This window comes from Yoonia litorea, from assembly GCF_900114675.1.
GTDB lineage: Bacteria > Pseudomonadota > Alphaproteobacteria > Rhodobacterales > Rhodobacteraceae > Yoonia > Yoonia litorea.
In genome coordinates this window covers 368,622-391,975 of sequence record NZ_FOZM01000003.1, presented here as the reverse complement: position 1 = coordinate 391,975, position 23,354 = coordinate 368,622, and the positions used below count along the sequence as shown (strand labels likewise).

The 23,354-nt window shown below is 57.9% G+C and carries 21 protein-coding genes; 13 read left to right on the top strand and 8 right to left on the bottom strand.

What is annotated here, in order from left to right:
* Window positions 1-10: 10 nt before the first annotated feature.
* From BM316_RS15100 to pdeM, 12 genes are all read left to right on the top strand, one after another.
* On the top strand, window positions 11-658 hold the full coding sequence (locus tag BM316_RS15100; protein ID WP_090210244.1) for an OmpA family protein: 648 nt from the start codon (window positions 11-13) through the stop codon (window positions 656-658).
* 248 nt (window positions 659-906) lie between these two features.
* A complete protein-coding gene (locus tag BM316_RS15095; RefSeq protein ID WP_090210242.1) occupies window positions 907-2,151 on the top strand; it encodes a CpaE/TadZ family protein in 1,245 nt (414 codons plus the stop codon).
* An 11-nt stretch (window positions 2,152-2,162) separates the two neighbouring features.
* Complete coding sequence (locus BM316_RS15090; protein WP_090210240.1) at window positions 2,163-3,614, top strand: TadA family conjugal transfer-associated ATPase; 1,452 nt, start codon at window positions 2,163-2,165, stop codon at window positions 3,612-3,614.
* A gap of 6 nt (window positions 3,615-3,620) precedes the next feature.
* On the top strand, window positions 3,621-4,586 hold the full coding sequence (locus BM316_RS15085) for a type II secretion system F family protein (RefSeq protein ID WP_090210238.1): 966 nt from the start codon (window positions 3,621-3,623) through the stop codon (window positions 4,584-4,586).
* 10 nt (window positions 4,587-4,596) lie between these two features.
* Window positions 4,597-5,571 carry a type II secretion system F family protein gene (locus BM316_RS15080; protein ID WP_090210236.1) on the top strand — a complete coding sequence of 325 codons (975 nt, stop codon included), beginning with the start codon at window positions 4,597-4,599 and terminating at the stop codon, window positions 5,569-5,571.
* 3 nt (window positions 5,572-5,574) lie between these two features.
* The gene (locus tag BM316_RS15075; protein WP_090210234.1) at window positions 5,575-6,135 is read left to right on the top strand and encodes a tetratricopeptide repeat protein; all 561 of its coding nucleotides are present in this window, start codon (window positions 5,575-5,577) and stop codon (window positions 6,133-6,135) included.
* Between the two features lie 27 nt (window positions 6,136-6,162).
* Window positions 6,163-7,017 (top strand): tetratricopeptide repeat protein, encoded by an 855-nt coding sequence (locus BM316_RS15070; protein ID WP_090210232.1) that lies wholly within the window; start codon window positions 6,163-6,165, stop codon window positions 7,015-7,017.
* Window positions 7,018-7,024: 7 nt separating this feature from the next.
* Entirely contained in the window at window positions 7,025-7,507 is a 483-nt protein-coding gene (locus tag BM316_RS15065) for a prepilin peptidase (RefSeq protein ID WP_242649927.1), read from the top strand.
* Window positions 7,508-7,621: 114 nt separating this feature from the next.
* The gene (locus BM316_RS15060) at window positions 7,622-8,932 is read left to right on the top strand and encodes a DUF8689 domain-containing protein (RefSeq protein WP_090210228.1); all 1,311 of its coding nucleotides are present in this window, start codon (window positions 7,622-7,624) and stop codon (window positions 8,930-8,932) included.
* A 71-nt stretch (window positions 8,933-9,003) separates the two neighbouring features.
* Window positions 9,004-9,798, top strand: a complete 795-nt coding sequence (locus tag BM316_RS15055; protein ID WP_090210227.1) for an NAD(P)-dependent oxidoreductase — start codon at window positions 9,004-9,006, stop codon at window positions 9,796-9,798.
* Window positions 9,799-9,829: 31 nt separating this feature from the next.
* Window positions 9,830-12,235 carry a ligase-associated DNA damage response DEXH box helicase gene (locus BM316_RS15050; protein ID WP_090210225.1) on the top strand — a complete coding sequence of 802 codons (2,406 nt, stop codon included), beginning with the start codon at window positions 9,830-9,832 and terminating at the stop codon, window positions 12,233-12,235.
* Between the two features lie 37 nt (window positions 12,236-12,272).
* Window positions 12,273-12,917 (top strand): ligase-associated DNA damage response endonuclease PdeM, encoded by a 645-nt coding sequence (gene pdeM / locus BM316_RS15045; protein ID WP_090210223.1) that lies wholly within the window; start codon window positions 12,273-12,275, stop codon window positions 12,915-12,917.
* Here the strand turns inward: pdeM and folD are convergent.
* Window positions 12,914-13,807 (bottom strand): bifunctional methylenetetrahydrofolate dehydrogenase/methenyltetrahydrofolate cyclohydrolase FolD, encoded by an 894-nt coding sequence (gene folD, locus BM316_RS15040; protein ID WP_090210221.1) that lies wholly within the window; start codon window positions 13,805-13,807, stop codon window positions 12,914-12,916. The two genes, pdeM and folD, sit on opposite strands and share 4 nt — an antisense overlap.
* A gap of 96 nt (window positions 13,808-13,903) precedes the next feature.
* Window positions 13,904-15,580, bottom strand: coding sequence for a formate--tetrahydrofolate ligase (locus tag BM316_RS15035; protein ID WP_090210219.1), 1,677 nt, complete (start codon window positions 15,578-15,580; stop codon window positions 13,904-13,906).
* A 215-nt stretch (window positions 15,581-15,795) separates the two neighbouring features.
* On the opposite strand from BM316_RS15035, the gene BM316_RS15030 reads away from it, so the two are divergent.
* Window positions 15,796-16,563: an EF-hand domain-containing protein gene (locus tag BM316_RS15030; protein ID WP_090210217.1), complete on the top strand. Its 768-nt coding sequence runs from the start codon at window positions 15,796-15,798 to the stop codon at window positions 16,561-16,563.
* Between the two features lie 16 nt (window positions 16,564-16,579).
* Here BM316_RS15030 and BM316_RS15025 read toward each other — a convergent pair whose 3' ends face one another.
* The 6 genes from BM316_RS15025 to tolB all read right to left on the bottom strand — a co-directional run bounded on the left by BM316_RS15025 (window position 16,580) and on the right by tolB (window position 23,281).
* A complete protein-coding gene (locus tag BM316_RS15025) occupies window positions 16,580-17,161 on the bottom strand; it encodes an MOSC domain-containing protein (protein WP_090210215.1) in 582 nt (193 codons plus the stop codon).
* Between the two features lie 115 nt (window positions 17,162-17,276).
* Window positions 17,277-19,193 carry an ATP-dependent zinc metalloprotease FtsH gene (gene ftsH, locus BM316_RS15020; protein WP_446001690.1) on the bottom strand — a complete coding sequence of 639 codons (1,917 nt, stop codon included), beginning with the start codon at window positions 19,191-19,193 and terminating at the stop codon, window positions 17,277-17,279.
* Window positions 19,194-19,272: 79 nt separating this feature from the next.
* Complete coding sequence (gene tilS, locus BM316_RS15015) at window positions 19,273-20,538, bottom strand: tRNA lysidine(34) synthetase TilS (protein ID WP_090210211.1); 1,266 nt, start codon at window positions 20,536-20,538, stop codon at window positions 19,273-19,275.
* The gene (gene ybgF, locus BM316_RS15010) at window positions 20,529-21,341 is read right to left on the bottom strand and encodes a tol-pal system protein YbgF (protein ID WP_090210209.1); all 813 of its coding nucleotides are present in this window, start codon (window positions 21,339-21,341) and stop codon (window positions 20,529-20,531) included. Before ybgF ends, tilS begins: the two co-directional genes overlap by 10 nt.
* A gap of 20 nt (window positions 21,342-21,361) precedes the next feature.
* Entirely contained in the window at window positions 21,362-21,880 is a 519-nt protein-coding gene (gene pal, locus BM316_RS15005; RefSeq protein WP_090210435.1) for a peptidoglycan-associated lipoprotein Pal, read from the bottom strand.
* Window positions 21,881-21,964: 84 nt separating this feature from the next.
* A complete protein-coding gene (gene tolB, locus BM316_RS15000; protein WP_207493721.1) occupies window positions 21,965-23,281 on the bottom strand; it encodes a Tol-Pal system beta propeller repeat protein TolB in 1,317 nt (438 codons plus the stop codon).
* Between the last annotated feature and the right edge of the window lie 73 nt (window positions 23,282-23,354).

Sequence of the window (23,354 nt, the reverse complement as noted above, 5' to 3'; positions counted from 1 at the left end):
GCGTAAGTCGATGAAAAAAGTTATGACAACGGCTATCGCCGCAGCAACCCTCGCAGCCTGTACGCCTGCTGACCCGACATTCTCTTCTTTCTTCTCAGAAGCCGGAGCAGAACTCGACTCAGGTGACTTCGGCGAAGCGACAATGAACAATCGCCTGATCCAGACAGGAGAGTTGGATTACACCGTGAACCTCGCCCGCCGCTTTGCCGCGGACGTGGACTCCACAGTGAACTTCGCCTTTGACTCGACGGTTTTGAGCCCTGAAGCACAGGCAACGCTGATGCAACAGGCTGACTGGATCCGCCAGTTCCCTGAAGTGCGCTTCAAGGTTTACGGACACACCGACCTCGTTGGCAGCCAAGCGTATAACCGCGCACTGGGTCTGCGCCGGGCACAGGCTGTTGTCCGTTTCCTGATCTCGCAGGGTGTTGAGCGGAGCCGCCTGGAGGCCGTGGCCTCCTTCGGTGAAACACAACCGCTGATCGTCACCGAAGGCCGCGAACGTCGCAACCGCCGGACTGTGACAGAGGTGTCAGGATTTGTGGAAAACAATCCAGCGCTTCTGAACGGTAAATACGCGCAGGTCATCTTCCGCGAATATATCGCGAGCGCCGTGCCGGCTTCATCACTGGCACCGACGACAATTGGCGGCCAGTAGGCCCGCAAAACACTAAAAGCAAAAACGCCGGGCCCAGCGCCCGGCGTTTTCATTTTCAGACTTTATTTTTGATCGTTGCTAATTTTCGCACAATAGCGGATTTTTTGCCTAATTCTCGACACGGTTGTCGACGATTGTTAACATTGTGACGAGTCTAGATCAAAAAACTTAATGCTGGTGCGGGTTTGTGCTAAGCTCATGCAGTTATTTGATTATTTAAACTATTTCCGACTAAGGACACCGAAAATATGAGCTCAAGTCAGGCCGTGCAAAGCGATACACCCCCGATTGTTGCCTGCACCATCAGCCGTGATGTCCAGAATTTCGATTTGCTGATCGAGGATATGGAGTCCGCGCTCGGAGATTCCTGGGGTGATCTGAATTTTGAAGACGCAAACGCGTTTTTGTCGCAGCCCGAAGCCGCCAATCTCCAATTCGTCACCATCGCGATGGACGCCGAAGATGAAAACAATCTTCATGCGATCACAGAGATCATCAAAGTCGCCAAATCGGCCGGGGTAAAAGTCATCCTCATCGCAGAGGACGTGAGCCCGAGCGCCTTGCACCAGCTTTTGCGCGAAGGTGGTGACGAATTTGTCCCCTACCCTCTTCCGGAGAATGAGCTCGCCAAGGCGATTGAACGCGTCCTGATCGAACCCGAGGTCCCTGTTGCGGCCGCGAACGATCCGAAAGCAAAGAAACTTGGCGACAAACACGGGGTCATCATTCCCGTGCATGGGATCGCTGGCGGCACCGGCGCAACGCTGGTGGCTGTCAATCTGGCGTGGGAGCTTGCCAATATCGACAAGAAGAACCCGCCAAAGGTATGTCTGCTCGATCTTGATTTTCAGTTTGGTACCGCGGCGACCTATCTTGACCTGCCGCGTCGCGAAGCCGTTCTGGAACTGCTGACTGATACTGAATCGATGGACTCAGAGGCGTTCAAACAGGCGTTGTTGTCATACGGTGACAAGCTTGAGGTGCTGACCTCCCCGACTGATATGATCCCTCTGGATATGATCACGCCGGAGGATATCTCGCGTCTGATTGAAATGGCAGCCAGCCACTTCGACTTTGTTGTGATTGATATGCCGTCAACAATGGTCGAGTGGTCCCAAACCGTTCTCGAAATGGCGCATGTCTATTTTGCGACGATTGAACTGGACATGCGATCGGCTCAGAACACGCTGCGCCTGAAGCGTGCGCTGCAAACCGAAGATCTGCCTTTTTCCAAAATCCGTTTCGTGCTGAACCGCGCGCCCGGCTTTACCGATCTGAACGGCAAAGGGCGCGTCAAACGCCTGTCGGAAAGTCTTGGCATTTCGATCGAAGTGCAACTGCCGGACGGCGGAAAACCTGTGCTTCAAAGTGCTGACCACGGCGCACCCATGTCCGAAACAATCGCAAAGAACCCCGTTCGCAAAGAAATTCTCAAGCTTGCAAAATCAATCCATGAGGTTGGCCTCGTGGCTGATGCCGAAGCCGCTTCGTGAGAGGTAACTAGATGTTCTCAAAGTACAAAAAGCCCACCAATCCACCAGCCGGCACCCCCGCGACAACGACCCCTGCTCCGCGGAATGACGGCGGCGGCGGATCAGTCGAAGCACCGCGCAAACCCCTGATGAAGGCGATGCCCGGCAAAAAACCTGCCGAGGCTGGGCCAGTCGACCGCGAAAAGCGCCGCAAGGAACGCTTGGGTGAAATCAAGCTCGAACTGCACAAGGCCCTGCTCGACAATCTGAACCTCGCCGCCCTCGACTCCGCGACAGAGCAGGACCTGCGGGCAGAGATCAATGCGATTGCCACCGAAACGCTTGAAGAGATGGGGATCGTCCTCAACCGTGAGGAACGCCAGACCCTCAATCAGGATCTTTTCTTTGAAGTTACCGGTCTGGGACCGCTCGAAACGCTCCTGAAAGACGACAGCGTCAACGATATCCTCGTCAATGGTCCGCAGCAGATTTTCGTGGAACGGCATGGCCGCCTTGAACTGACAGACATTACCTTCAAAGACGAAAAGCACCTGCTGCGCATCATCGACAAGATCGTGTCCGCGGTTGGTCGTCGTGTCGATGAATCGAACCCCTATGTTGACGCCCGTCTTGCCGACGGCTCGCGTTTCAACGCGATGGTCCCACCGATTGCCGTTGACGGCTCTCTTGTCTCCATTCGTAAGTTCAAAAAGGACAAGCTCGGTATTGAAGAGCTGGTCCAATACGGCGCATTCACCGAAGAAATGGCGGCCTACCTGCAGGCTGCCGTATCTACCCGCCTCAACGTGATCGTCTCAGGTGGTACGGGTTCTGGTAAGACAACAACACTCAATGCGCTTTCAGGCTTCATTGATGACGCAGAGCGTATCCTGACCATCGAGGACACAGCGGAACTTCAGCTTCAGCAGACGCATGTGGGCCGCATGGAAAGCCGCCCGCCAAACGTCGAAGGCAAAGGCGGCGTTTCGCAGCGTGACTGTCTGAAGAACGCCCTGCGGATGCGCCCAGACCGCATTATCGTCGGCGAGACGCGCGGCGAAGAGGTTATCGACATGCTTCAGGCCATGAACACTGGCCACGACGGCTCGATGACCACAATTCACGCCAACAGCGCACGTGATGCCGTGTCGCGTCTGGAAAACATGATCGCCATGGCGGGTATCGAAATGCCGATCAAGGCGATGCGCAGCCAGATCGCCTCTGCTGTGAACCTCATCGTGCAGGCCTCGCGTTTGCAGGACGGCTCGCGCCGCATGACATCGATCACCGAAATCACTGGCATGGAAGGTGACGTGATCTCCATGCAGGAGGTCTTCCGTTATCAGCGAGTGGGCCTCACCCCAGACAACAAGATTATCGGCCACTTCACGGCCACCGGCGTCCGGAGCCATTTCTCAGAGCGGTTCAAGCTTTGGGGCTACGATCTGCCGCCAACTATTTTTGAGCCTATGGTTGCGGAGTAGCATTCAATGATTTCAGCCGAACCGGTCATTTACGTTCTGATCTTTGTGGCGGTCCTTGCCTTGGTGCAAGGTGCCTATCTGGTGATTTTCGGCAAATCCATCAGCATGGACGGTAAGGTTAACCGCCGTCTTGATATGCTCGACAAGGGCGGGAACCGCGAACAGGTTCTCGACCAGCTGCGCAAGGAAATGACGCAGCACATGAAATCGCAGAGTATTCCGATTTACTCGCTCTTGGCGGAAAAGGCCCAGAAAGCGAACATCGCTTATACGCCAGTGCAGATCGTGATGCTGATGGTTGTGATCTCGGCGGCTGCATTCGGGCTGCTGACAGTCTTTACCGGTGCTGCCCTGCCTATTCGTATCGTCATGGCCATCGTCTTCGGGATCGGTGGTGTCTACGTGTGGATCAGCCGTCTGGCCAACAAACGGATGAGCCTGCTTAGCGAACAGCTTCCCGAGGCCGTGGAACTTATGGTCCGCTCTTTGCGGGTGGGACACCCGTTCTCTTCGGCCATTGCGATTGTGGCCAAAGAGGTTCCAGACCCACTGGGCACAGAGATGGGAATGATTTCGGACGAAGCCGCCTATGGCCGTGATATGGGTGAAACCCTCAAAGCGATGGCCGAACGTCTGGACAATCAGGATTTGCGCTTCCTTGCTGTTGCGGTGACGATCCAGCAAACATCAGGTGGTAACCTTGCTGAAATCCTCGATGGTCTTGCCAAGGTGATCCGCGCGCGCTTTCGCCTGTTCCGCCGTGTGGCCGCGATCACTGCCGAAGCCAAATGGTCAGGTAACCTCTTGTCTGCCTTCCCGTTCATCGCGCTTTTCGGGATCAACGTGGTCAAGCCGGACTATTTCGATGAAGTCATGGAAACGTCCCTGTTCATCCCAGCGGCGCTTGTCGTTTTGGCCTTCCTGATCTTGAACCTGGTCGTCATGCGCGCCCTCGTCGATATCAAAGTCTAAGGATCCACCTATGGAATATGTAGAACAGATCCAAACGCTGATCACAGACAACCTTGGCCCCTACGGCCCGCTGATGGTTGTCGGCCTTCTTGGCGTTTTTCTGATCCTGATCACCTTGCCTGTTCTGTTGCGCAAGGAAGTCGATCCACTGGACCGATTGAAGGCGAGTGCCGCTGCAGATGACAAAAAGAAAGGCAAAGGCGACAGGCTGCGTGCAGCGTCAGGCAAGGACCGGCTTGAAAAATATGCGAACTTCCTGGAGCCCCAGAACGCTGAAGAATATTCGGCTGTGCAGCTTCGCCTGCTTCAGGCAGGCTACCGCAGCAAGAACTCTGTGCGTATCTTCCATTTCCTGCAGTTTGCACTGGGTCTTTTCGGCCTTGCCATCGGTGGTGCCTATGCAATGGTCCAGTCGGCGCAGGTCACCGTCACCGCTCAAGACCTCGCACTTTGGGTGCTGGTTCCGGGCGGGATCGGTTACTTCCTGCCGCGTTACTGGGTGACGCGTCGCCTTCAGACACGTCAGCAAAACATCACCAACGCCTTTCCTGACAGCCTTGATATGATGCTGGTCTGCGTCGAAGCGGGCCAATCACTTGATCAGGCGATCATGCGCGTCGCACGCGAAATGCGCGGCGGCTTCCCCGATCTCGCGGAAGAATATGAAATCGTCAGTCAGGAAACGAAGGCCGGTAAGGACAAGACCACAGTACTGAAGGATATGGCCGACCGCTGTGGTGTCTCGGACATCTCCAGCTTTGTCACGGTGCTCGTGCAGTCACAGCAGTTCGGTACGTCGATTGCGGATGCCCTGCGCGTCTATGCATCGGAAATGCGCGACAAGCGCGTGATGCGGGCAGAGGAAGCGGCCAACAAGCTGCCGACAAAGATGACGCTCGCCACAATGATGCTGACGGTTCCACCACTTATGGCGATCCTGATCGGCCCATCCATTTACGCCATCGCGGTCAACCTCGGCCGCTAAGTGATGCGGACAACAGCATTTGTTGTCCTCACGGGGCTGTTGCTCTCGGCTTGTGCAGACAGCAGCCGAGGCAATGGGACAGATGGTGTGTTTGCCCCGGGCGTGGCTGGTGAAAGCGACATTGATGGTCTTCTTGTCGGTCATCGGCTTATGGCGGCAGGCGAGTACGAACTGGCGCTGCAGGCCTATAACCGCGCCGCTGTGCAACAAGGGATCAATGTCGATACCCTGTCGGCCATCGGCTCTGCCAACCTCAGTCTCGGGCGGTTGGGGCAGGCCGAACGTTGGTTGCGGCGCGCTGTCGAAGAGGACCCCACCTTCCCGCCTGCATGGAACAATCTGGGTGTCGTGCTCATGGAACGTGGGCAAGTGGCAGAAGCCAGTCAGGTATTTCAGCGGGCTTTCGCCGCTGACAACGGAAATTCCGATGAAATCCGCGAGAACCTGCGCTTAGCGCTCGCAAAATTGGAAAATACAGGCAATAATGAGCCTCAAGAAAATCAGAATTTCAATCTGATCCGGCGGGGCCCAGGTGATTTCGTGCTGACGTCGGAACCGTTATAGGCAAGAGCAGCAAGAGGACGCAGAACGATGCGCCATCCCATTATTGTGACGCTGAGCGCGGCTGTGATCGCGCTGTCCGCGTGCGAGCAGTCTAGCGAAGAACAGGTTCAGGAAGCTCTCGCAGACATCAATGTTATCGACGAGACAAACCTCAACGACGTGATGCTGACCGTCGCGGATGCTGACGAGGCTGTCCGCTATTTCGCCAACGCGAACGCGAATGACCCCGGACGGATCGACCTTCAACGTGGCCTTGCGCAATCATTGATCCGTGCGGGTCGTCCGACCGAAGGCATCGCCGCTTGGCAGACCGTCGTCGCAAATGAGGAATCCGACAACAACGATCTGGTTGAACTCGCAGGGGCTTATGTGCGGACCAACCAGTGGGATGATGCTGCGGCGACACTGAACACGATCCCGCCCACATTCGAGACATTCAACCGCTACCGTCTTGAAGCCATGGTCGCTGACAGCCGCCAACAATGGAGCAAGGCTGACAGCTTCTATGAAACGGCTGTGGGGCTGACCACGCGTCCGGCGTCAGTCTACAACAACTGGGGCTTCTCCAAGCTGACGCGCGGGGAATATGCAGACGCGGAACGCCTGTTCATCGACGCGCTGCGCTTTGACAGCAATCTCTTCACCGCAAAGAACAATCTGGTCCTCGCGCGTGGGGCGCAGCGGAACTACGCCCTCCCCGTCATTCCAATGACCCAAATCGAGCGGGCACAGCTTTTGCACACAATGGCACTGACCGCGATCAAGCAAAACGACATCACGATCGGAAAATCCCTGCTGGTTGACGCGATCGACACGCATCCGCAGTTCTTCGAAGAGGCAACCCGCGCGCTCGAAGCACTCGAAAACAACGTCGTCAACTGACATGGGCATGACGGCTGAGGCCGCGATCTGGTTCCTGCCGGCTGTTTTGCCAATCACGCTCTACATCGCGTGGAACGACATGCGTGCCATGAAGATCACCAATCGGTCGGTGATCGTTCTCGCCCTGCCTTTCGTGATCCTTGGACCCTTCGCTTTCGGGCTGGAAATGTACCTGTGGCAGTGGCTGCATTTTCCGGTGATGCTTGCCATCGGGATGCTGTTCTGGGCTGCTGGCGCGATGGGCGGTGGTGATGCCAAGATGATCGCCGTGATGGCCCCCTACTTTGTCTTGGGCGACCTCACACTTGTGATGATCATTTTTGCGCTGGTTCTGGTCGCATCGCTCGCGGTGCATAGCCTCTTTCGTTTCACCGGCCTGCGGAATTTCGCGCCTGAGTGGAAAAGCTGGCATGCAGGCCGCTATTTTCCAAAAGGGCTACCGCTGGGCATGACTCTGACCTTTTATTTGGCACTTGCAGTTTTTGATTGATCGCCACGGCTTGGCGCGGCTTTGTTCACTATTTCGCCACAAAAGCAGGTAGTATATACGCGAAGTGTCCCTTTAGGTGACATTCGAACGATTTGATTGGATGGCAGACACACTATGAACATGCAAACATCAGGCGTCACGGCACCTCCAGCACCGCGCGGGCTTGAAGGTATGCTGCTGCCCACAGCGATGATGCGGGATATTCTGATCAAGACGATGTTCCGGATGAACCTTGATCTGGTGTCCACAATCAGCAAGGCGATCTGCCTGCCGATCCCTGTCACGCAAGAGCTTGTTGACCTCGCACGCGGCCAGCTCCTGCTTGAGGCGACAGGCACATTGAACGCAAACAGCGGCAACGAAATGGGATACCAGTTGACCGATGCCGGTCGTGCGCGCGCCCTCGATGCGCTTGGACAGTCCGAATACTACGGCGCGATGCCGGTCCCGCTGGAAATCTACCGCCAGCAAATTCAGCGACAGTCGATCCGCAATATCCAGATCACACGTGACCAGCTTGAAACCGCGATGGGTCACCTTGTCCTGCCAGAGGATTTGTTGTCCAACCTTGGGCCTGCTGTCAGCGCAGGTCGCTCGATCTTGATGTATGGCCCTCCGGGGAATGGTAAATCCTCGATTTCCAACGGTATTCGCGACGCGCTGGGTGACAAGATCTATGTGCCCCGCGCAATTGAATACTCCGGTCAGGTGATCACGGTTTACGACCCGATCGTGCACAGCGCGGCCGAGGATGATGTTGACGACCCCACAAGCCTGCGTCGCACGTCAGGCCGGTTCGATACGCGCTATGTCCGCTGCGAACGTCCGACAGTGATCACCGGTGGTGAACTCTCGCTGTCGATGCTTGATCTTGTCTACAACCCGACAGCCCGCACCTATCAGGCCCCGTTGCAGCTGAAGTCGACCGGCGGCATCTTTATCGTGGACGACCTTGGCCGTCAGCAGGAACCGCCGCAGACCCTTGTGAACCGCTGGATTGTTCCGCTGGAAGAAAACAAGGATATCCTTGCCCTGCAATCGGGCGAGAAATTTGAGGTGCCATTTGACACGCTGGTGGTTTTCTCGACCAACTTCCACCCCAATGCGATCTTCGATAAAGCGGCCCTGCGTCGTATTTTCTACAAGATCAAGATCGACGGTCCAAATCAGGAAGACTACCTCAAAATCTTCGCCATGGTTGCCCGCAAGCGCAAAATGCCGCTCGACGAAGACACGCTCGTGCATCTGCTGAACGTCCGCTACCCAGAGATCGACAACGTCTATGCGAACTACCAGCCGATCTTCCTGATCGACCAGATGATCTCAATCTGTGAATTCGAAGGCATCCCTTATCAGATGTCGCCGGAACTGGTGGACCGCGCCTGGGCCAACATGTTCGTCAAAGAAGAAGAGATCGTCCGCTAGGGCGCTTTGCCATTCTCATTATCGGGGCTTCGCACTAGGCTGTGCGGAGCCCTTTTTCGTGGGAGGACAGCATGACAGGGATCATCGGCGTGGCCGGTTGCGGACGCATGGGGTTCGGGATGCTGACCAATCTGCGCAGGGCAGGTTTCGATGCGCGCGGGTTTGATATTCGGCAGATCGAAGGGGTCGGGCGGGATATTCATGCCTTTGCCGACGGTCTGGAAACGTTGATCACTGTCGTTCGTGACACAGACGAAACCGACGCGGTCTTGTTTGACGATCAGGCACTTGTCACGCGGGCATCAGCCCTGCAGCGGGTCGTGATCAGCTCCACGCTTTCACCTCGTTACGTCAAAGGTCTGCGTGGTCGCATGCCGGGACATATCGCATTGATCGACGCGCCGATGTCAGGGGCACAGGTCAAGGCGGACGCAGGCACGCTGACCTTCATGACCGGCGGTCCGGCAGATCAGGTGCAAACGGCGCTTGCGGCGATGGGCAGCGAAATCCACCATATGGGCGACTACGGGGCGGGCATGACTGCCAAGGTGCTCAACAACCTGCTTGCCGCCTCTCATACGGCGATGACCCGACTGGTGCTGGACTGGGCGGACGCGCAAGGCGTCGATGAAGGCAAGCTGCTTGCGTTAATCAACGCAGCCTCGGGGCAGAACTGGCTGGCGTCCGGTTTTGACGAGATCGAATTTGCAAGAGACGGCTACAGCGAAGACAACAGCATCGGTATCCTCTTCAAAGACGTCGCCGCAGCCCTGGATATCGCTGGCGCGGCCGATACGACACTTCCCCGCGCTGTTCAGGACGCCATCAGACAACTAACCCCGCGCCCCAAGCCACCAGTGCCTTGACGCCCTGCATACCAGCCGCACCTTTACCCCCATGAACGCCCTGCCCCCGATTTTCCAAGACTGGTTCGCCAAACGCGGCTGGGAGATACACCCGCACCAGCAGGACATGCTGGACCGCGCCGATGATCCGGCACTTCTGTTGATCGCACCGACAGGCGGCGGAAAAACACTCGCGGGTTTCCTGCCCACGCTTGCGGCCCTTGCGGGCGGCGGTCACGAGGGGTTGCACACGCTCTATGTCTCACCTCTCAAGGCACTGGCTGCTGATATCAAACGCAACCTGAGAACACCTGTGGAGGAGATGGGTCTGCCCATCCGGATCGAGGACCGCACCGGCGATACCTCCTACACTCAGAAACGCCGCCAACGCGCTGACCCGCCCCATATCCTGCTAACCACGCCTGAATCCCTCGCGCTACTCTTATCCTACGAGGACGCGCCGCGCATTTTTGGCAGTCTGCAACGGGTCGTGGTCGATGAAATCCACGCCCTTTCGGAAAGCAAGCGCGGCGATCAGTTGATGCTCTGCCTCAGCAGGTTGCAAAGTCTTGCGCCACAGATGCGGCGTGTCGGTCTGTCAGCAACGGTTGAGGACCCTGCCGCCATCGCAAACGAACTGGCCAGACACCCTGACCCTTGCGCGATCATCCATGCCGATCCCGGACCTGATCCGGATATTGCGATGCTCGTGACCGAGGAAAATCCGCCTTGGGCCGGTGGTGGTGCAGGCTACGCCATTCCCGCCGTCCTTGAGGAAGTGAAGAAACACACGACCACCCTCATCTTTCATAACACGCGCGCGCAGGCCGAGATCTTCTTTCATAAGCTCTGGCTTGCCAATACCGACGACCTGCCAATCGGCATTCACCACGGCAGCCTTGCCCGCGAACAGCGTGAACGCGTCGAGGCGGCCATGGTCGCGGGTGATTTGCGTGCAATCGTCTGCACAGGGTCGCTCGATCTTGGCATTGACTGGGGCGACGTCGATCTGGTCATTCAGGTCGGCGCACCCAAGAACGTCAAGCGCCTGATTCAACGCATCGGTCGCGCCAACCACCGCTATAACGCACCCTCCAAAGCGCTTCTGGTTCCGGCCAATCGTTTTGAAGTTGTTGAGTGCGTTGCGGCCCTTGAAGCGGTCAAGGAACGAGATCTGGACGGCGACCCCAAAGGCGATGGACCGAAAGACGTTCTCTGTCAGCATATCCTGATCCGCGCCTGCGCAGGCCCATTCGACGAAGACGATCTGTTTGAAGAAATCCGCACCGTCGGTGCCTACAGGACGCTGAGCCGCGCAGCCTTTGACGACTGTCTGGATTTCTGCGCGACAGGCGGCTACGCCCTGCGCGCCTACGATAAATGGAAACGGTTGCTGCAACGCCCTGACGGACAGTGGCAACTGCGTGACCCACGCGCGGCGCAACGCATCCGCATGAACATCGGCACGATTCAGGACACGGACACGCTGAAGGTCCGTCTGCGGGGTAACTTCAAACCCCTTGGCGAAGTCGAAGAAGCCTTTGCCGCCACTCTTACTCCCGGCGACACCTTTCTGATCGGCGGACAGGTCGTCCGGTATGAGGGGCTGAAGGAAATGACGGTCGAGGTCTCGCGCCGCTCTGACAAGACGCCCAAGATCGCGACCTTCATGGGCACGAAGTTTGCCAATAGCACGCAGCTGTCGCACCGTATCTTGCGGATGTTTGAACAACCGAACTGGCCGGAACTTCCACGGCACACGGCAGAGTGGCTTACCTTGCAGCGTGAGGTTTCAAAACTGCCCGAGGCTGACCGTATCCTTGTCGAAACCTTCCCACATGAAGGCAGGCACCATATCTGCGCCTACGGGTTTGCAGGCCGCAATGCGATGCAGACGCTGGGCATGCTGATGACCCAACGGATGGAGGAAGTGGGTCTTCACCCGCTTGGGTTTGTGGCGACCGATTATGCCACGCTGATCTGGGGGCTTGATCCGGTCACCGACCCTGCACCGCTTTTTGATGGCAGCAATCTCAGGGATGATTTCGAGACGTGGCTGTCCGGAAATGCCGTGATGAAAAAGACGTTCCGCGGCGCCGCCACGATCGCGGGTCTCATCGAAAGGAACTTGCCGCAAAGTCGGAAATCGGGAAAGCAGGCCACGTTTTCCTCGGATATTCTTTATGACACCTTGTCGAAGTATGACCCCGATCACCTCATGCTCAGGATTACCAAGGAAGAGGCCATGCGCGGTCTGGTGGATTTTGGACGGATCGAAGAGATGCTGTCACGCACGGCAGGGCGGATCGACCATATGCCCCTCGACCGTGTTTCGCCGCTGTCCTTCCCGATGTTTCTGGAAATGGGGCGTATTCCGGTTGCCGGTGCTGCGCAGGACCGCATGATCGAAGAAGAGGCAGCAAGGCTGATGCAATCGGCCGGTGTCAACGCAATTTAGACTTGCCCTCGCGCGCCACACGCGCAAAGAACAGAGCATGAACAATCTTCGTTTTACGTTCTGCGACATGGCGCTGATGGCGATGCCATCTGGCGCGCTTTTCCTGCCCGAAGAGGCTGTGCTGTGCGTCTCTGATCTGCATTTGGGCAAGTCTGACCGGATCGCGCGGCGCAGCGGACGGATGTTGCCACCCTATGAGGTGCAGGAAACACTCTCCAAACTCGAAGCGGATATTCTGGAATGCGCACCGCAAATGGTGATCTGCCTTGGCGACAGCTTTGATGATCTTGAGGCGGCCAATGCGCTGACAGAGGATATGCAGCTCTGGCTGGCCCGTCTGCAGGCCGGACGCCGATGGGTCTGGATAGAAGGCAACCACGATCCGGGCCCTGTTGATCTGGGCGGCGCACATATGGGCGAGATTACCGTCGGCACACTGGCATTCCGCCACATTGCAACAGGTGCCCCCGCCGAAGTCTCTGGACACTACCATCCCAAGCACCGCGTGGCGGGCCGCAGCCGCCCTGCGTTTCTCTATGATGCGCAGCGGCTGATCATGCCCGCCTATGGTACCTACACAGGCGGGCTTGCCAGTCATACCGCCGATCTGCGCAAGCTCTTTGATGCACCACCCATGGCCATTATGACCGGGCGAAAGGCCATCGCTGTCCCGACGGCCTAGGGTGTCAGACCTTCGGGTTCAGGCAAACCATTGGCGCGGCAGCACGCGGTCAGCGTATTTGCCAAAAGGCAGGCAATCGTCATCGGACCAACGCCACCCGGCACTGGTGTGATCGCACCTGCAACGGCGGCACAACTTTCAAAATCCGCATCACCGACCAGACGCGTTCCGCCCTCAGGCTTTTCGACACGGTTGATGCCCACATCAATCACAGTCGCACCCGGCTTGATCCAGTCGCCGGTGACCATCTGTGGACGGCCAACCGCTGCAACAACAATATCAGCCTGACCGACAACGGCAGGAAGGTCTTTCGTGCGGCTATGGGCAATCGTGACGGTGCAGCTATCGCCCAGCAGCAACTGCGCCATCGGCTTGCCAACGATGTTCGAGCGGCCAATCACCACTGCATTCATACCCGACAAGGAGCCGTGATAATCACGCAGCATCATCAGACAGCCCAATGGCGTGCAGGGCACCATACTTTTCTGTCCAGTGCCTAAAAGCCCGACGTTGGAAATATGAAACCCGTCAACGTCTTTGGCCGGATCAATGCTGTTGATCACCAGATCGCTGTCGAGGTGGCCCGGCAGAGGCAACTGCACCAGAATGCCGTGCACCGCAGGATCGTTGTTGAGTTGATCAATCACCGCCAGAAGGTCTGCTTCTGATGTGTCCACATCCAGTCGGTGCTCGAAGGATGCCATACCGACCTCGACGGTCATCTTGCCCTTGGACCGGACATAGACCTGACTGGCGGGGTCTTCACCGACCAGAACCACCGCAAGTCCCGGTGTGATGCCATGCGCCTCTTTCAGCTTGGCCACACCATCGGCCACTTGTCCCCGCACCTTTGCGGCGAAGGCTTTTCCGTCAATCACTGTCGCTGTCATCGCATCTTCTCATGTTCAAAATACCACCGCCGGAGGCATCCTGCGGATCACGCAAAAATCGGCGGCACATTAGCTGCGCCGCCGCTGCAATCAAGTCTAGAACAGACCTTCGATCTGGCCTTCGGCATTCAGCATGATCGATTCAGCCGATGGCACACGTGGCAGGCCTGGCATTGTCATGATCTCACCGCAGATCACGACCACGAACCCGGCACCGGCACTCAGACGCACTTCACGGACCGGCACGGAGTGCCCCGTCGGCGCACCACGGCGGGTTGGGTCAGTGGTAAAGCTGTACTGGGTTTTCGCCATGCAGATCGGCAGATTGCCATATCCCTGCTCTTCCCACTGCTTGAGTTGATCGCGGATTTTGCCGTCAGCCAGAACCTCATCAGCGCGGTAGATGCGCTTGGCGATCGTTTCGATTTTTTCGAAAAGGCTCATGTCATCGGGATAAATCGGTGAGAAGTTCGCTTCGCCCTTATCAGCGATCTCCGCCACACGGGTGGCCAGTTCCTTGGTGCCTTCCGACCCCAGCGCCCAGTGCTTGCACAGGATCGCCTCGGAGCCTTGGGTCGCAACATAGTCCTTGACCGCCTGCACTTCGGCATCTGTATCAGTGACGAAGTGGTTGATCGCAACTACGACGGGGACGCCAAAGCCTTTGACGTTTTCGATATGACGACCAAGGTTTGCGCAACCCTTCTGGACCGCCTCAACGTTTTCGGCACCCAGATCAGCCTTCGCCACACCGCCGTTCATCTTCATCGCGCGGACTGTCGCCACAACGACCACGACCGACGGGGCCAGTCCGGCCTTGCGGCACTTGATGTTCATGAACTTCTCAGCACCCAGATCGGCCCCGAAACCGGCTTCAGTGACCACATAGTCGGCCAGCTTGAGCGCCGTCGTCGTAGCGGTGACCGAGTTACAGCCATGCGCGATGTTGGCGAATGGCCCGCCGTGAACGAACGCCGGGTTGTTTTCCAGCGTCTGCACTAGGTTCGGCTGCATCGCATCCTTGAGCAGTACAGTCATCGCACCGTCGGCCTTGATGTCGCGGCAATAGACAGGGCTGCGGTCACGGCGGTAGGCAACGATGATGTCGCCCAGACGCTTTTGCAGGTCCTCAAGGTTGCGGGCAAGGCAGAGGATCGCCATGACCTCTGAGGCCACGGTGATATCAAAACCGGCTTCGCGCGGGAAACCGTTGGCCACGCCGCCAAGGGAGGCTGTGATCTGGCGCAGGGCGCGGTCATTCATGTCCAGCACGCGGCGCCATGCGACGCGGCGGATATCGATTTCGAGCTCGTTGCCCCAGTAGATGTGGTTGTCGATCATCGCGGACAGCAGGTTGTGCGCCGAAGTGATCGCGTGGAAATCACCTGTGAAATGCAGGTTCATGTCTTCCATTGGCACGACCTGCGCGTAACCACCACCAGCGGCGCCGCCCTTCATGCCAAAGCACGGACCGAGTGACGCCTCGCGGATGCAGATCGCGGCCTTCTTGCCGATTGCGTTCAGACCGTCACCCAGACCAACAGTTGTCGTCGTTTTCCCTTCACCGGCAGGGGTGGGGTTGATCGCGGTCACAAGGATCAACTTGCCATCGTCGCGATCCTGCACGCTGTCGATCAGGCGCTGGCTGACCTTGGCCTTGTCGTGGCCGTAGGGCAGCAGATCATCACTGTCGATGCCCAGCTTCGCACCAATTTCCTGAATAGGGCGTTTGCTGGCCGCGCGTGCGATCTCGATATCAGATTTATATTCCATTGGTGACTTCCCTGCGATTTGGCTCAGGCCATTCTTGTTCAAATCAGCTTCTAACCGCTGGATACAGCGGCATGCACGGTGATTACGACATTTTCGCCCTTGGAATCGTCGCCTGCGCGGCGGGCTGTTTCATATCGGAACCGTGATGACCGCAACGGAACAATTCCAACCACGCCGTGTTGTGTCGGTGAACGTATTAAACAGGAGGACCAACAATGACCACATTGAAGACACTTCTCGTCTCGACGGCGACCGCCATCCTGCCACTGGCAGCTGTTGCTGGCGGTCACGGCGCAACACCAAGCTTTTGCGAAAACGCATTCTTCCCGGGGGACCAGAATACGGACGGTTTTCTCGACCCGACTGAACTGGCCGAAAACGCACAGGCCGTTTTTGCAGAGATTGACGTCAACAAGGACGGCGCGCTGACACGCGAAGAGTACGTGGCCTGCACCGAGAAAGCCTCACCCTATCTGGAATGGGACGCAGAGACGATCCGTTCTTTGGATGAAAACCTCGACGAGGTGATCACCGCACAGGAGTATTTCGGTGAAGCCGAGAATATCCACGCCGAAACATTCCCCCAAAGCGGCGACAACAGTGACATGGCGACCTCTTTCGAGCAACCGTTTGTCTATCTGGGTGAAGGCTCCGGCGCTGCGGAATTCGACGTCGAGAACCGCGACATCTGGATCGGTCTGGCGGCTGTCAACTTTAATGCAGCCGATGCCAATTCCGACCGTCAACTGACCCGCGACGAATGGGTCGCGCGTGCAGACGACTACCAGATCGACATCAGCGAGATTAACCAGAAATTCGATATGGCCGATGCGACAACCGACGGCATGTTGAGCCTCGAAGAGTTTGTCGAAAAGTGGAACGACAGCTACGAGGAAGCGGCAACAAACGCAACGAACGACGGCTTTACTGATGCCGCGAAAGGCGTACCGGCCTACTACTTCTACATCGAAGCGATGTCCTAAGGCATCCGTTGGCGCGTCAACCGGCGCGCCACGCTCTTTGATCGGGGACATGCAGTCTGACTGCGTCCCCGATTTTTATTTTCCCTTCCCGCTCAACCCAGGCTGTCACGCCGCGCTTGTCTTTTGCGGCAGCCTTGAACTTGTCACCGGCACCCGCGTGGGCAGCGTTGATCGGTTTGGCTGGCAGGTGGCAGGGACGGTTTTCCATATCGACAACAAGTGTCGCGCCTTCGGCGATCTGCAACCGTGACGACGGCGGCAGATGGGTGAAGTCCGGGATACCACTGATCACGAGAGACGCACCAACCAAGGCAGGGTCAAGCGCATCCAGACCGCAGTCAGCCGCGATTTCCGCCAACTCCTCAGCAGATACAACAGAAAGCTGACGCGTATTCCGGATTTCCGTGCCCTTGGGATACTGGCTGACGACACGGCTACAGGATGGCCGGGTCAGACCGCCGTGCGCCTCTCCGGGGATACCGGCAAAGGTCAGCTCCGCCGTGTCCATTTTCGTGGATGACAATGCTTTGTCGCGATCAGGGACATGCCCGATCCAGACGATGGTGCCTGTAAATCCGGTCGGGGCAAGTGCGGGCATAAAGGTCTCCGTGCAGCAACAATGAACGATGGTTACCGCGCGGCGTGATAGTCAGACAACCCGAAAGATGCGCCAATGAAAAACGCCGCCCCGAGGGGCGACGTTATGGTGTCGGTTAGGTTGAGGGTTCAGGCTCCATCCCGCCATCAGAAGCACGCGGCTTCTTCGGTTTGGTTTTCGGAATGGCCGTAACCGAAGGCGTGCCACCCGATGGCGGCGTGTCATCGGCGTCAGGGCTGATGTGGGGTGGTTCACCCTTCATCACGCGCTTGATCTCGTCGCCCGTCAGCGTCTCGTATTCAAGCAGACCTTGTGCCAGTCGCTCGAACTCTTCGTGCTTCTCGGTCAGGATCTTGTGCGCTGTCTCATAGCCTTGCTGGATGAACGATCGCACTTCTTCTTCGATCAGTTCTTTGGTGCTGGCCGAAACCGAAAGGCCCGCGGTATTGCCTGAATAGCCTTCGTGCGCTTCGGCGTAGTCGATGTTGCCGACCTTGTCGGACATCCCCCAGCGCAGAACCATCGCGCGGGCCAACTGGCTTGCTTGCTGAATATCACCGGCCGGACCGTTCGAGACCTGATCCTCGCCATATTTGATGATCTCTGCCGCTTTACCGGCCATCGTCATCGCCAGACGCTGGTGGCATTCATCCTTGAACATGTTGAGGCGGTCCATTTCAGGCAGGCTCATTACCATACCCAACGCACCACCACGCGGAATGATCGTGGCTTTGTAGACCGGATCACACTTCGGCAGGGTGATGCCGACAATGGCGTGACCTGCCTCGTGATAGGCGGTCATTTCCTTTTGCTCGGCGGTCATGACCATCGAACGACGCTCCGCGCCCATCATCACTTTGTCCTTGGCGGATTCAAAGTCGATCATGGTGACGAACCGGCGTCCGACACGCGCAGCCATCAGAGCCGCTTCATTCACAAGGTTCGCAAGGTCCGCACCAGAGAAGCCCGGTGTACCGCGCGCGATGATGCGCAGGTCCACATCTGGCCCCAGCGGGATCTTGCGGGCATGCACGCCGAGGATCTTTTCGCGCCCCTTGATGTCAGGGTTCGGCACAGTGACCTGACGGTCAAAGCGGCCCGGACGCAGCAAGGCAGGGTCGAGCACGTCACGGCGGTTGGTCGCCGCAACGATGATGACGCCTTCGTTTGCTTCAAATCCGTCCATCTCGACCAGAAGCTGGTTCAGCGTCTGTTCGCGTTCGTCGTTGCCGCCACCGTAGCCTGCGCCACGCGACCGGCCCACGGCGTCGATTTCGTCGATAAACACGATACAAGGTGCGTTCTTCTTGGCCTGTTCGAACATGTCGCGCACACGCGACGCACCAACACCCACGAACATTTCAACAAAGTCAGAACCCGAGATTGTGAAGAACGGCACGCCAGCTTCGCCCGCGATTGCCCGCGCAAGCAGCGTCTTACCCGTACCCGGAGGGCCAACAAGCAACGCGCCTTTTGGGATTTTGCCGCCAAGCCGTGAGAATTTCTGCGGGTTGCGCAGGAATTCCACGATTTCTTCCAGCTCTTCTTTAGCTTCGTCGATGCCAGCCACATCATCAAACGTGACGCGGCCATGCTTTTCCGTCAGTAGCTTCGCGCGGCTTTTGCCAAAGCCCATCGCGCCACCACGGCCGCCACCCTGCATCCGGTTCATGAAGTAGATCCAGACACCGATCAGCAGCAGGAACGGCAAGAGGCTGACAAGGAACGACTGGAACGCAGAGGTTTCCTGACTGCGCGCTTCAACCGGAACGCCAGCCTCGATCAAAAGGTTCGTGATTTCAGCATCTTGCGGCATGATCGTCGTAAACGACCGACCACCTTCGGCATAACGGACGCTTTCGCCATCGATCACCACATCAGTGACGCGGCCACCTTCGACGGCTTCGACGAATTCCGAATAGCTCCGCGCCTGGCTGTTTTGCGTGCCAGGGGGGCTGCTGAAGAGATTGAAAAGCGCAAGGACCATCAAAAACAAGACGACCCAAAAGACCATATTACGCGCGTTGCCCAAGGGAAAAACTCCTTTGAAATCGGGGATTGGAGCGACAGAGTCGCCACACAAGCGTTTCCTCTAAAATAGAGGTGAAACCCTAATCTTCAATGGCAAAGGCCGTAGAATGGAAATCCGCGACAATCCGTGCCGACCAGCCGTTTGCCAGCCCTGCGACCGGTGCGGCGACCAATGTCTCCTTGTCCCAAATCGCTGGCGAGGCCATCAGCGACCTGCGTGGCACACCCGTCTCGCGCCATTGGGGACAGCTTTGCAATCCATCCGCCAAAGCGCGCACCTGCAAACCAGTGCCAGATGGCCCTGAAATCGTCCAGCGGCTGTCCCAGATCAACGTCCTGTCCTGACCATCGGTGCGCGGGGAAAGCGGAGAGGTTGCCGTCGCTGCCGCCTCCCGAATGAGGCGCACGCGCCCGTCTTTCTCTTGCAGCCAGATGACGCCAGCCAACGTTACGGTCTGACCCGCACATGCCTCGGCTGCGGCCTGCCGTAGGGCATCAAAGCGCGGGCGATAGTTGGCACCATTGACCCAAGCAAGTGCCGCTGTCAGCACCCGTCTTGGCGTATCGCCAGCCGCGAGGTCAAGCACAGCACCGTCAAGGACAAGATCAGCACCCTCTTGCACCACATGTCTGGTCGCGAAATCCTTGGCCGCGGCAATGAGTGTCGCCTGCGCTGCCTGCATATGCTCGACCGTTTGCAACAGCCGCTTCGGGGTCAGCCCCAGATCCTGCAACTGTGCATACATCTGCCTGACTTTGACACGGGCATACCGCGGGTCGGTGTTGCTTGGATCATCCGACCAAGACAGGGCTTGTTCCTTCAGCCATTCGCGCAAATCTGCACGTGTCATACCAAGAAGCGGCCGTGCGATCAGCACACCGTCACGTCGGGACAAAGGTGCCATGCCCGTCAACCCGTCCACGCCTGATCCGCGAGCAAGTCGCATCAGGACGGTCTCGATCTGATCGTCCTCTGTGTGACCCATCCAGACCGCTTGTGCTCCGACCGACTGCGCATAATCACGCAAAAGCGCCCAGCGCCCAGCTCGCGCAGCAGCCTGCAGATTGCCGGTTTGATCCCATGCCCAATGTTGAACCTCGTGCCGCAGGCCCAAAGCCTCGGCCTGCGCCGCGACCAAGGCAATCTCGGCATCAGCCTCCTGCCGCAACCCATGATGGACGGAGACAACAACCAAACAGTCGGCGGGCAGTTGTGCCGCAACCAGATGCATCAATGCTGTGGAGTCACTACCACCCGAAACCGCCAGAACAACGGGGCCGTCAGCAGGGTCGTAGGCCGCGACGCCCTCGGCAAACCTGTCAGCGAGCGTCTGGCTTACTGGCATCCCAAGGCTTGCATCTCGGCCTGCGCGACCGACACCATCGGATCACCGGGGAAGCGCACGTTGACCTCTGCCAGTGTCAGGCAGGCATCCTGCGTTTGCCCGATGCGCCCCAAAGACGCCCCCAGTTTGTAAAGTGCCTCTGGTGCCAGCGGTCCGGCAGGGTCACCGGAGAACGCTTCAAGGTATGCCCGTGCGGCATCTGTAATCTGGCCAAGTCCCTCAAGCGCCTCACCACGCAGGAATTGCACCTGTGCCGTGAGCGGGCTGCCAGGATAGTTCGCCGTGAAGTTGGCAAGCAGATCTGCAGCGGCCTGATAATCGCCATTGGCAAGCGCTGCCTGCGCTGTATCGAAATCGCCCTGTTCACCCACGGCAAGCGCTGGTGCGGCGGGGTCCTGTGCCGGTGGCAATGTCGGGTTTGCCTGCGGTTCAAGACCCGCCAGCGGTGTTTCGGCCAACTGGCCAATGTCGCAAGAAGGCTCCAACTCGCAAAGCCGGAAGTTCAGATCACCAATGCGGTTGTTTGCGTCAGCGGTGATCCGGTTGATCCGGAATTCCTGCTGCTCGGCATTCGCGGTCAACCGCTGCAACTCCGCTTCGATCGCATCAAGGCGTTCCAGCGGCGTATTGCCAGCCACACCGGCATTCAGCCCGCCGGTCGTGGACAGCTCGCGTTGCAGGCGCTGGACCTCCACATAAAGCACCGTCAACTGCTGACGTATATCTGCCAAGGTCTCGTTCTGCGCAAAAGCAGGAAGCGGAGTCAGCAACAGAGCACAAGCAACAGCAATACGATGCAACATGGAAGGTCCTTCGGTCTTGATCAGCTAGTAATAGCCGAGAATGACAGCACCGTAACCGCCCGACGGTTCTGCGCATAGCAGGATTCGTTCGAGCAGATTTCGATCGGGCGCTCTTTACCGTAGCTTGTGACCTCAAGACGGCCAGCCGGCACCCCGCGCGAGACAAGGTATTCGCGCACAGCGTTTGCACGGCGGAAGCCCAAGGCAAGGTTATATTCACGTGTGCCCTGCTCGTCTGCGTGTCCTTCGATCACAGCGCGATAGTCAGAATTGGCGAGAAGCCACTGCGCCTGACCGTCAAGAATGGCGCGGCCTTCGGGTGTGATGGTGGACTGATCAACAGCAAAGAGAACGCGATCCCCAATTGTCTGGTTAAAGAAAGCCGGGCTGCTGGGGTCGCTGGCAGCGCCGCTCAGTCCGGCGTTCGCACCTGCAGCGCCCTGCCCGTTCAGCCCGCCGCCGCCAAGCCGGTCGGGATTGGTGCAGGCTGCCGTGGTCAAAATCAGCAAGGCTGCCGCCGTTTTGGTCAAAAATGTCATCGGTTTCATCCTGTATATGAACTGCGCGTTATTGTTATTGGCCCCAATCTAGCACGGGATTTCCGCTTGGGGAATCACACATCTTTATGGCTGCAATGGTCCCCACGACGGATCGGATGCGCCGCCCTGCAACGGAACCGCCCTCAGATTGCGGCCTGAGATATCGACGGAATAGATCGAACTTGCGCCGGTAGCCCCTTGGGTTTCGCGGCTGAACATGATCACGCGTCCGTTCGGCGACCAAGTCGGCCCCTCATCTAGAAACGATGACGTCAGCAAGCGTTCTTCTGATCCGTCAAGGCGCATCACGCCGATATGGAAGCGTCCGGCGTTCTGCTTGGTAAAGGCTACCAGATCACCACGCGGCGACCAGACAGGCGTGCCATAGCGCCCCGGTCCGAAAGAAATCCGCCGCGCCTCGCCGCCATTGGCCGACATGACGTAAAGCTGCTGTGTGCCCGACCGGTCGCTTTCAAACACGATCTGCGATCCATCCGGTGACAGGCTCGGCGCCGTTTCGATTGACGGGGCAGAGGTCAGGCGCAAATGCTGACCGGTGTTGAGGTCAGTGCGATAGATGTCGGTATTCCCGCCGTTGGACAGGCTATAGATCACCGATTGACCGTCGCGTGAAAACCGTGGCGAAAAGGCCATCTCGCCGGGTGCGGTTGCAAGCTGCTGGCGCCCGACGGTTGCAACGTTGAGCACGTTGATGCGCGGGAAGCCTGACTCGAAGCTGGTATAAAGAACCCGGTCCCCGTTGGGCGAAAAGCGCGGGGCAAGCACAATACTGCTGCTGTCTGTCAGGAACTGCACATTCGCCCCGTCATAATCCATGATCGCAAGCCGCTTTTGCCTGTTATCCTTGGGTCCACTCTCAGCAACGAATACAACGCGGCTGTCAAAATAGCCGCCTTCGCCGGTGATCCGGCTATAGACGGCGTCAGCGACCTTATGGGCCACGCGACGCCAACCGCTTGTCGTTCCTGCAAATTGCAGCCCCTGTCCAAGCTCCTGACCAGAGAACACATCGTAGAGACGGAACTTCACAGTCATCTGTTCACCGCTGACCGCAACCGCGCCCACAATCAGGGCTTGGGCATTGATCGCGCGCCAATCGGCAAAAGCGACGGGCTGGGCAAAAGACGTGATCTGCGAAATGAACGCCGTCGACGGAACCTCACGGAACAAACCCGTACCGGCAAGGTCCTGCACGACCAAACGCGAGATATCGCTGGCGACACCTTCCGCGCCTGGCGTTTCCACCTCAAAGCGCGGCGCAGCAAAGGTGATAGGTTCGATCACACCGTCGGTAATGGTCAGGCGCAGCGGTCCTCCCTGCGCCAACACAGGTCCGGCCAACATCAGCGCCAGTAGCACACTCAAAAATCGTTTCATCATCTTTGCCTCACTTCACCTGTCGGACCTGCGGCCCAACCTGTCCTTTCTGTGCCAAATGTGCAGGGGGAAAAAC

What these genes read in the sequence shown, in the direction of transcription:
- BM316_RS15100 (WP_090210244.1), top strand. Translation starts at nt 11, where the DNA reads ATGAAAAAAGTTATGACAACGGCTATCGCCGCAGCAACCCTCGCAGCC.
- BM316_RS15095 (WP_090210242.1), top strand. Translation starts at nt 907, where the DNA reads ATGAGCTCAAGTCAGGCCGTGCAAAGCGATACACCCCCGATTGTTGCC.
- BM316_RS15090 (WP_090210240.1), top strand. Translation starts at nt 2,163, where the DNA reads ATGTTCTCAAAGTACAAAAAGCCCACCAATCCACCAGCCGGCACCCCC.
- BM316_RS15085 (WP_090210238.1), top strand. Translation starts at nt 3,621, where the DNA reads ATGATTTCAGCCGAACCGGTCATTTACGTTCTGATCTTTGTGGCGGTC.
- BM316_RS15080 (WP_090210236.1), top strand. Translation starts at nt 4,597, where the DNA reads ATGGAATATGTAGAACAGATCCAAACGCTGATCACAGACAACCTTGGC.
- BM316_RS15075 (WP_090210234.1), top strand. Translation starts at nt 5,575, where the DNA reads ATGCGGACAACAGCATTTGTTGTCCTCACGGGGCTGTTGCTCTCGGCT.
- BM316_RS15070 (WP_090210232.1), top strand. Translation starts at nt 6,163, where the DNA reads ATGCGCCATCCCATTATTGTGACGCTGAGCGCGGCTGTGATCGCGCTG.
- BM316_RS15065 (WP_242649927.1), top strand. Translation starts at nt 7,025, where the DNA reads ATGACGGCTGAGGCCGCGATCTGGTTCCTGCCGGCTGTTTTGCCAATC.
- BM316_RS15060 (WP_090210228.1), top strand. Translation starts at nt 7,622, where the DNA reads ATGAACATGCAAACATCAGGCGTCACGGCACCTCCAGCACCGCGCGGG.
- BM316_RS15055 (WP_090210227.1), top strand. Translation starts at nt 9,004, where the DNA reads ATGACAGGGATCATCGGCGTGGCCGGTTGCGGACGCATGGGGTTCGGG.
- BM316_RS15050 (WP_090210225.1), top strand. Translation starts at nt 9,830, where the DNA reads ATGAACGCCCTGCCCCCGATTTTCCAAGACTGGTTCGCCAAACGCGGC.
- pdeM (WP_090210223.1), top strand. Translation starts at nt 12,273, where the DNA reads ATGAACAATCTTCGTTTTACGTTCTGCGACATGGCGCTGATGGCGATG.
- folD (WP_090210221.1), bottom strand. Translation starts at nt 13,807, where the DNA reads ATGACAGCGACAGTGATTGACGGAAAAGCCTTCGCCGCAAAGGTGCGG.
- BM316_RS15035 (WP_090210219.1), bottom strand. Translation starts at nt 15,580, where the DNA reads ATGGAATATAAATCTGATATCGAGATCGCACGCGCGGCCAGCAAACGC.
- BM316_RS15030 (WP_090210217.1), top strand. Translation starts at nt 15,796, where the DNA reads ATGACCACATTGAAGACACTTCTCGTCTCGACGGCGACCGCCATCCTG.
- BM316_RS15025 (WP_090210215.1), bottom strand. Translation starts at nt 17,161, where the DNA reads ATGCCCGCACTTGCCCCGACCGGATTTACAGGCACCATCGTCTGGATC.
- tilS (WP_090210211.1), bottom strand. Translation starts at nt 20,538, where the DNA reads ATGCCAGTAAGCCAGACGCTCGCTGACAGGTTTGCCGAGGGCGTCGCG.
- ybgF (WP_090210209.1), bottom strand. Translation starts at nt 21,341, where the DNA reads ATGTTGCATCGTATTGCTGTTGCTTGTGCTCTGTTGCTGACTCCGCTT.
- pal (WP_090210435.1), bottom strand. Translation starts at nt 21,880, where the DNA reads ATGACATTTTTGACCAAAACGGCGGCAGCCTTGCTGATTTTGACCACG.
- tolB (WP_207493721.1), bottom strand. Translation starts at nt 23,281, where the DNA reads ATGATGAAACGATTTTTGAGTGTGCTACTGGCGCTGATGTTGGCCGGA.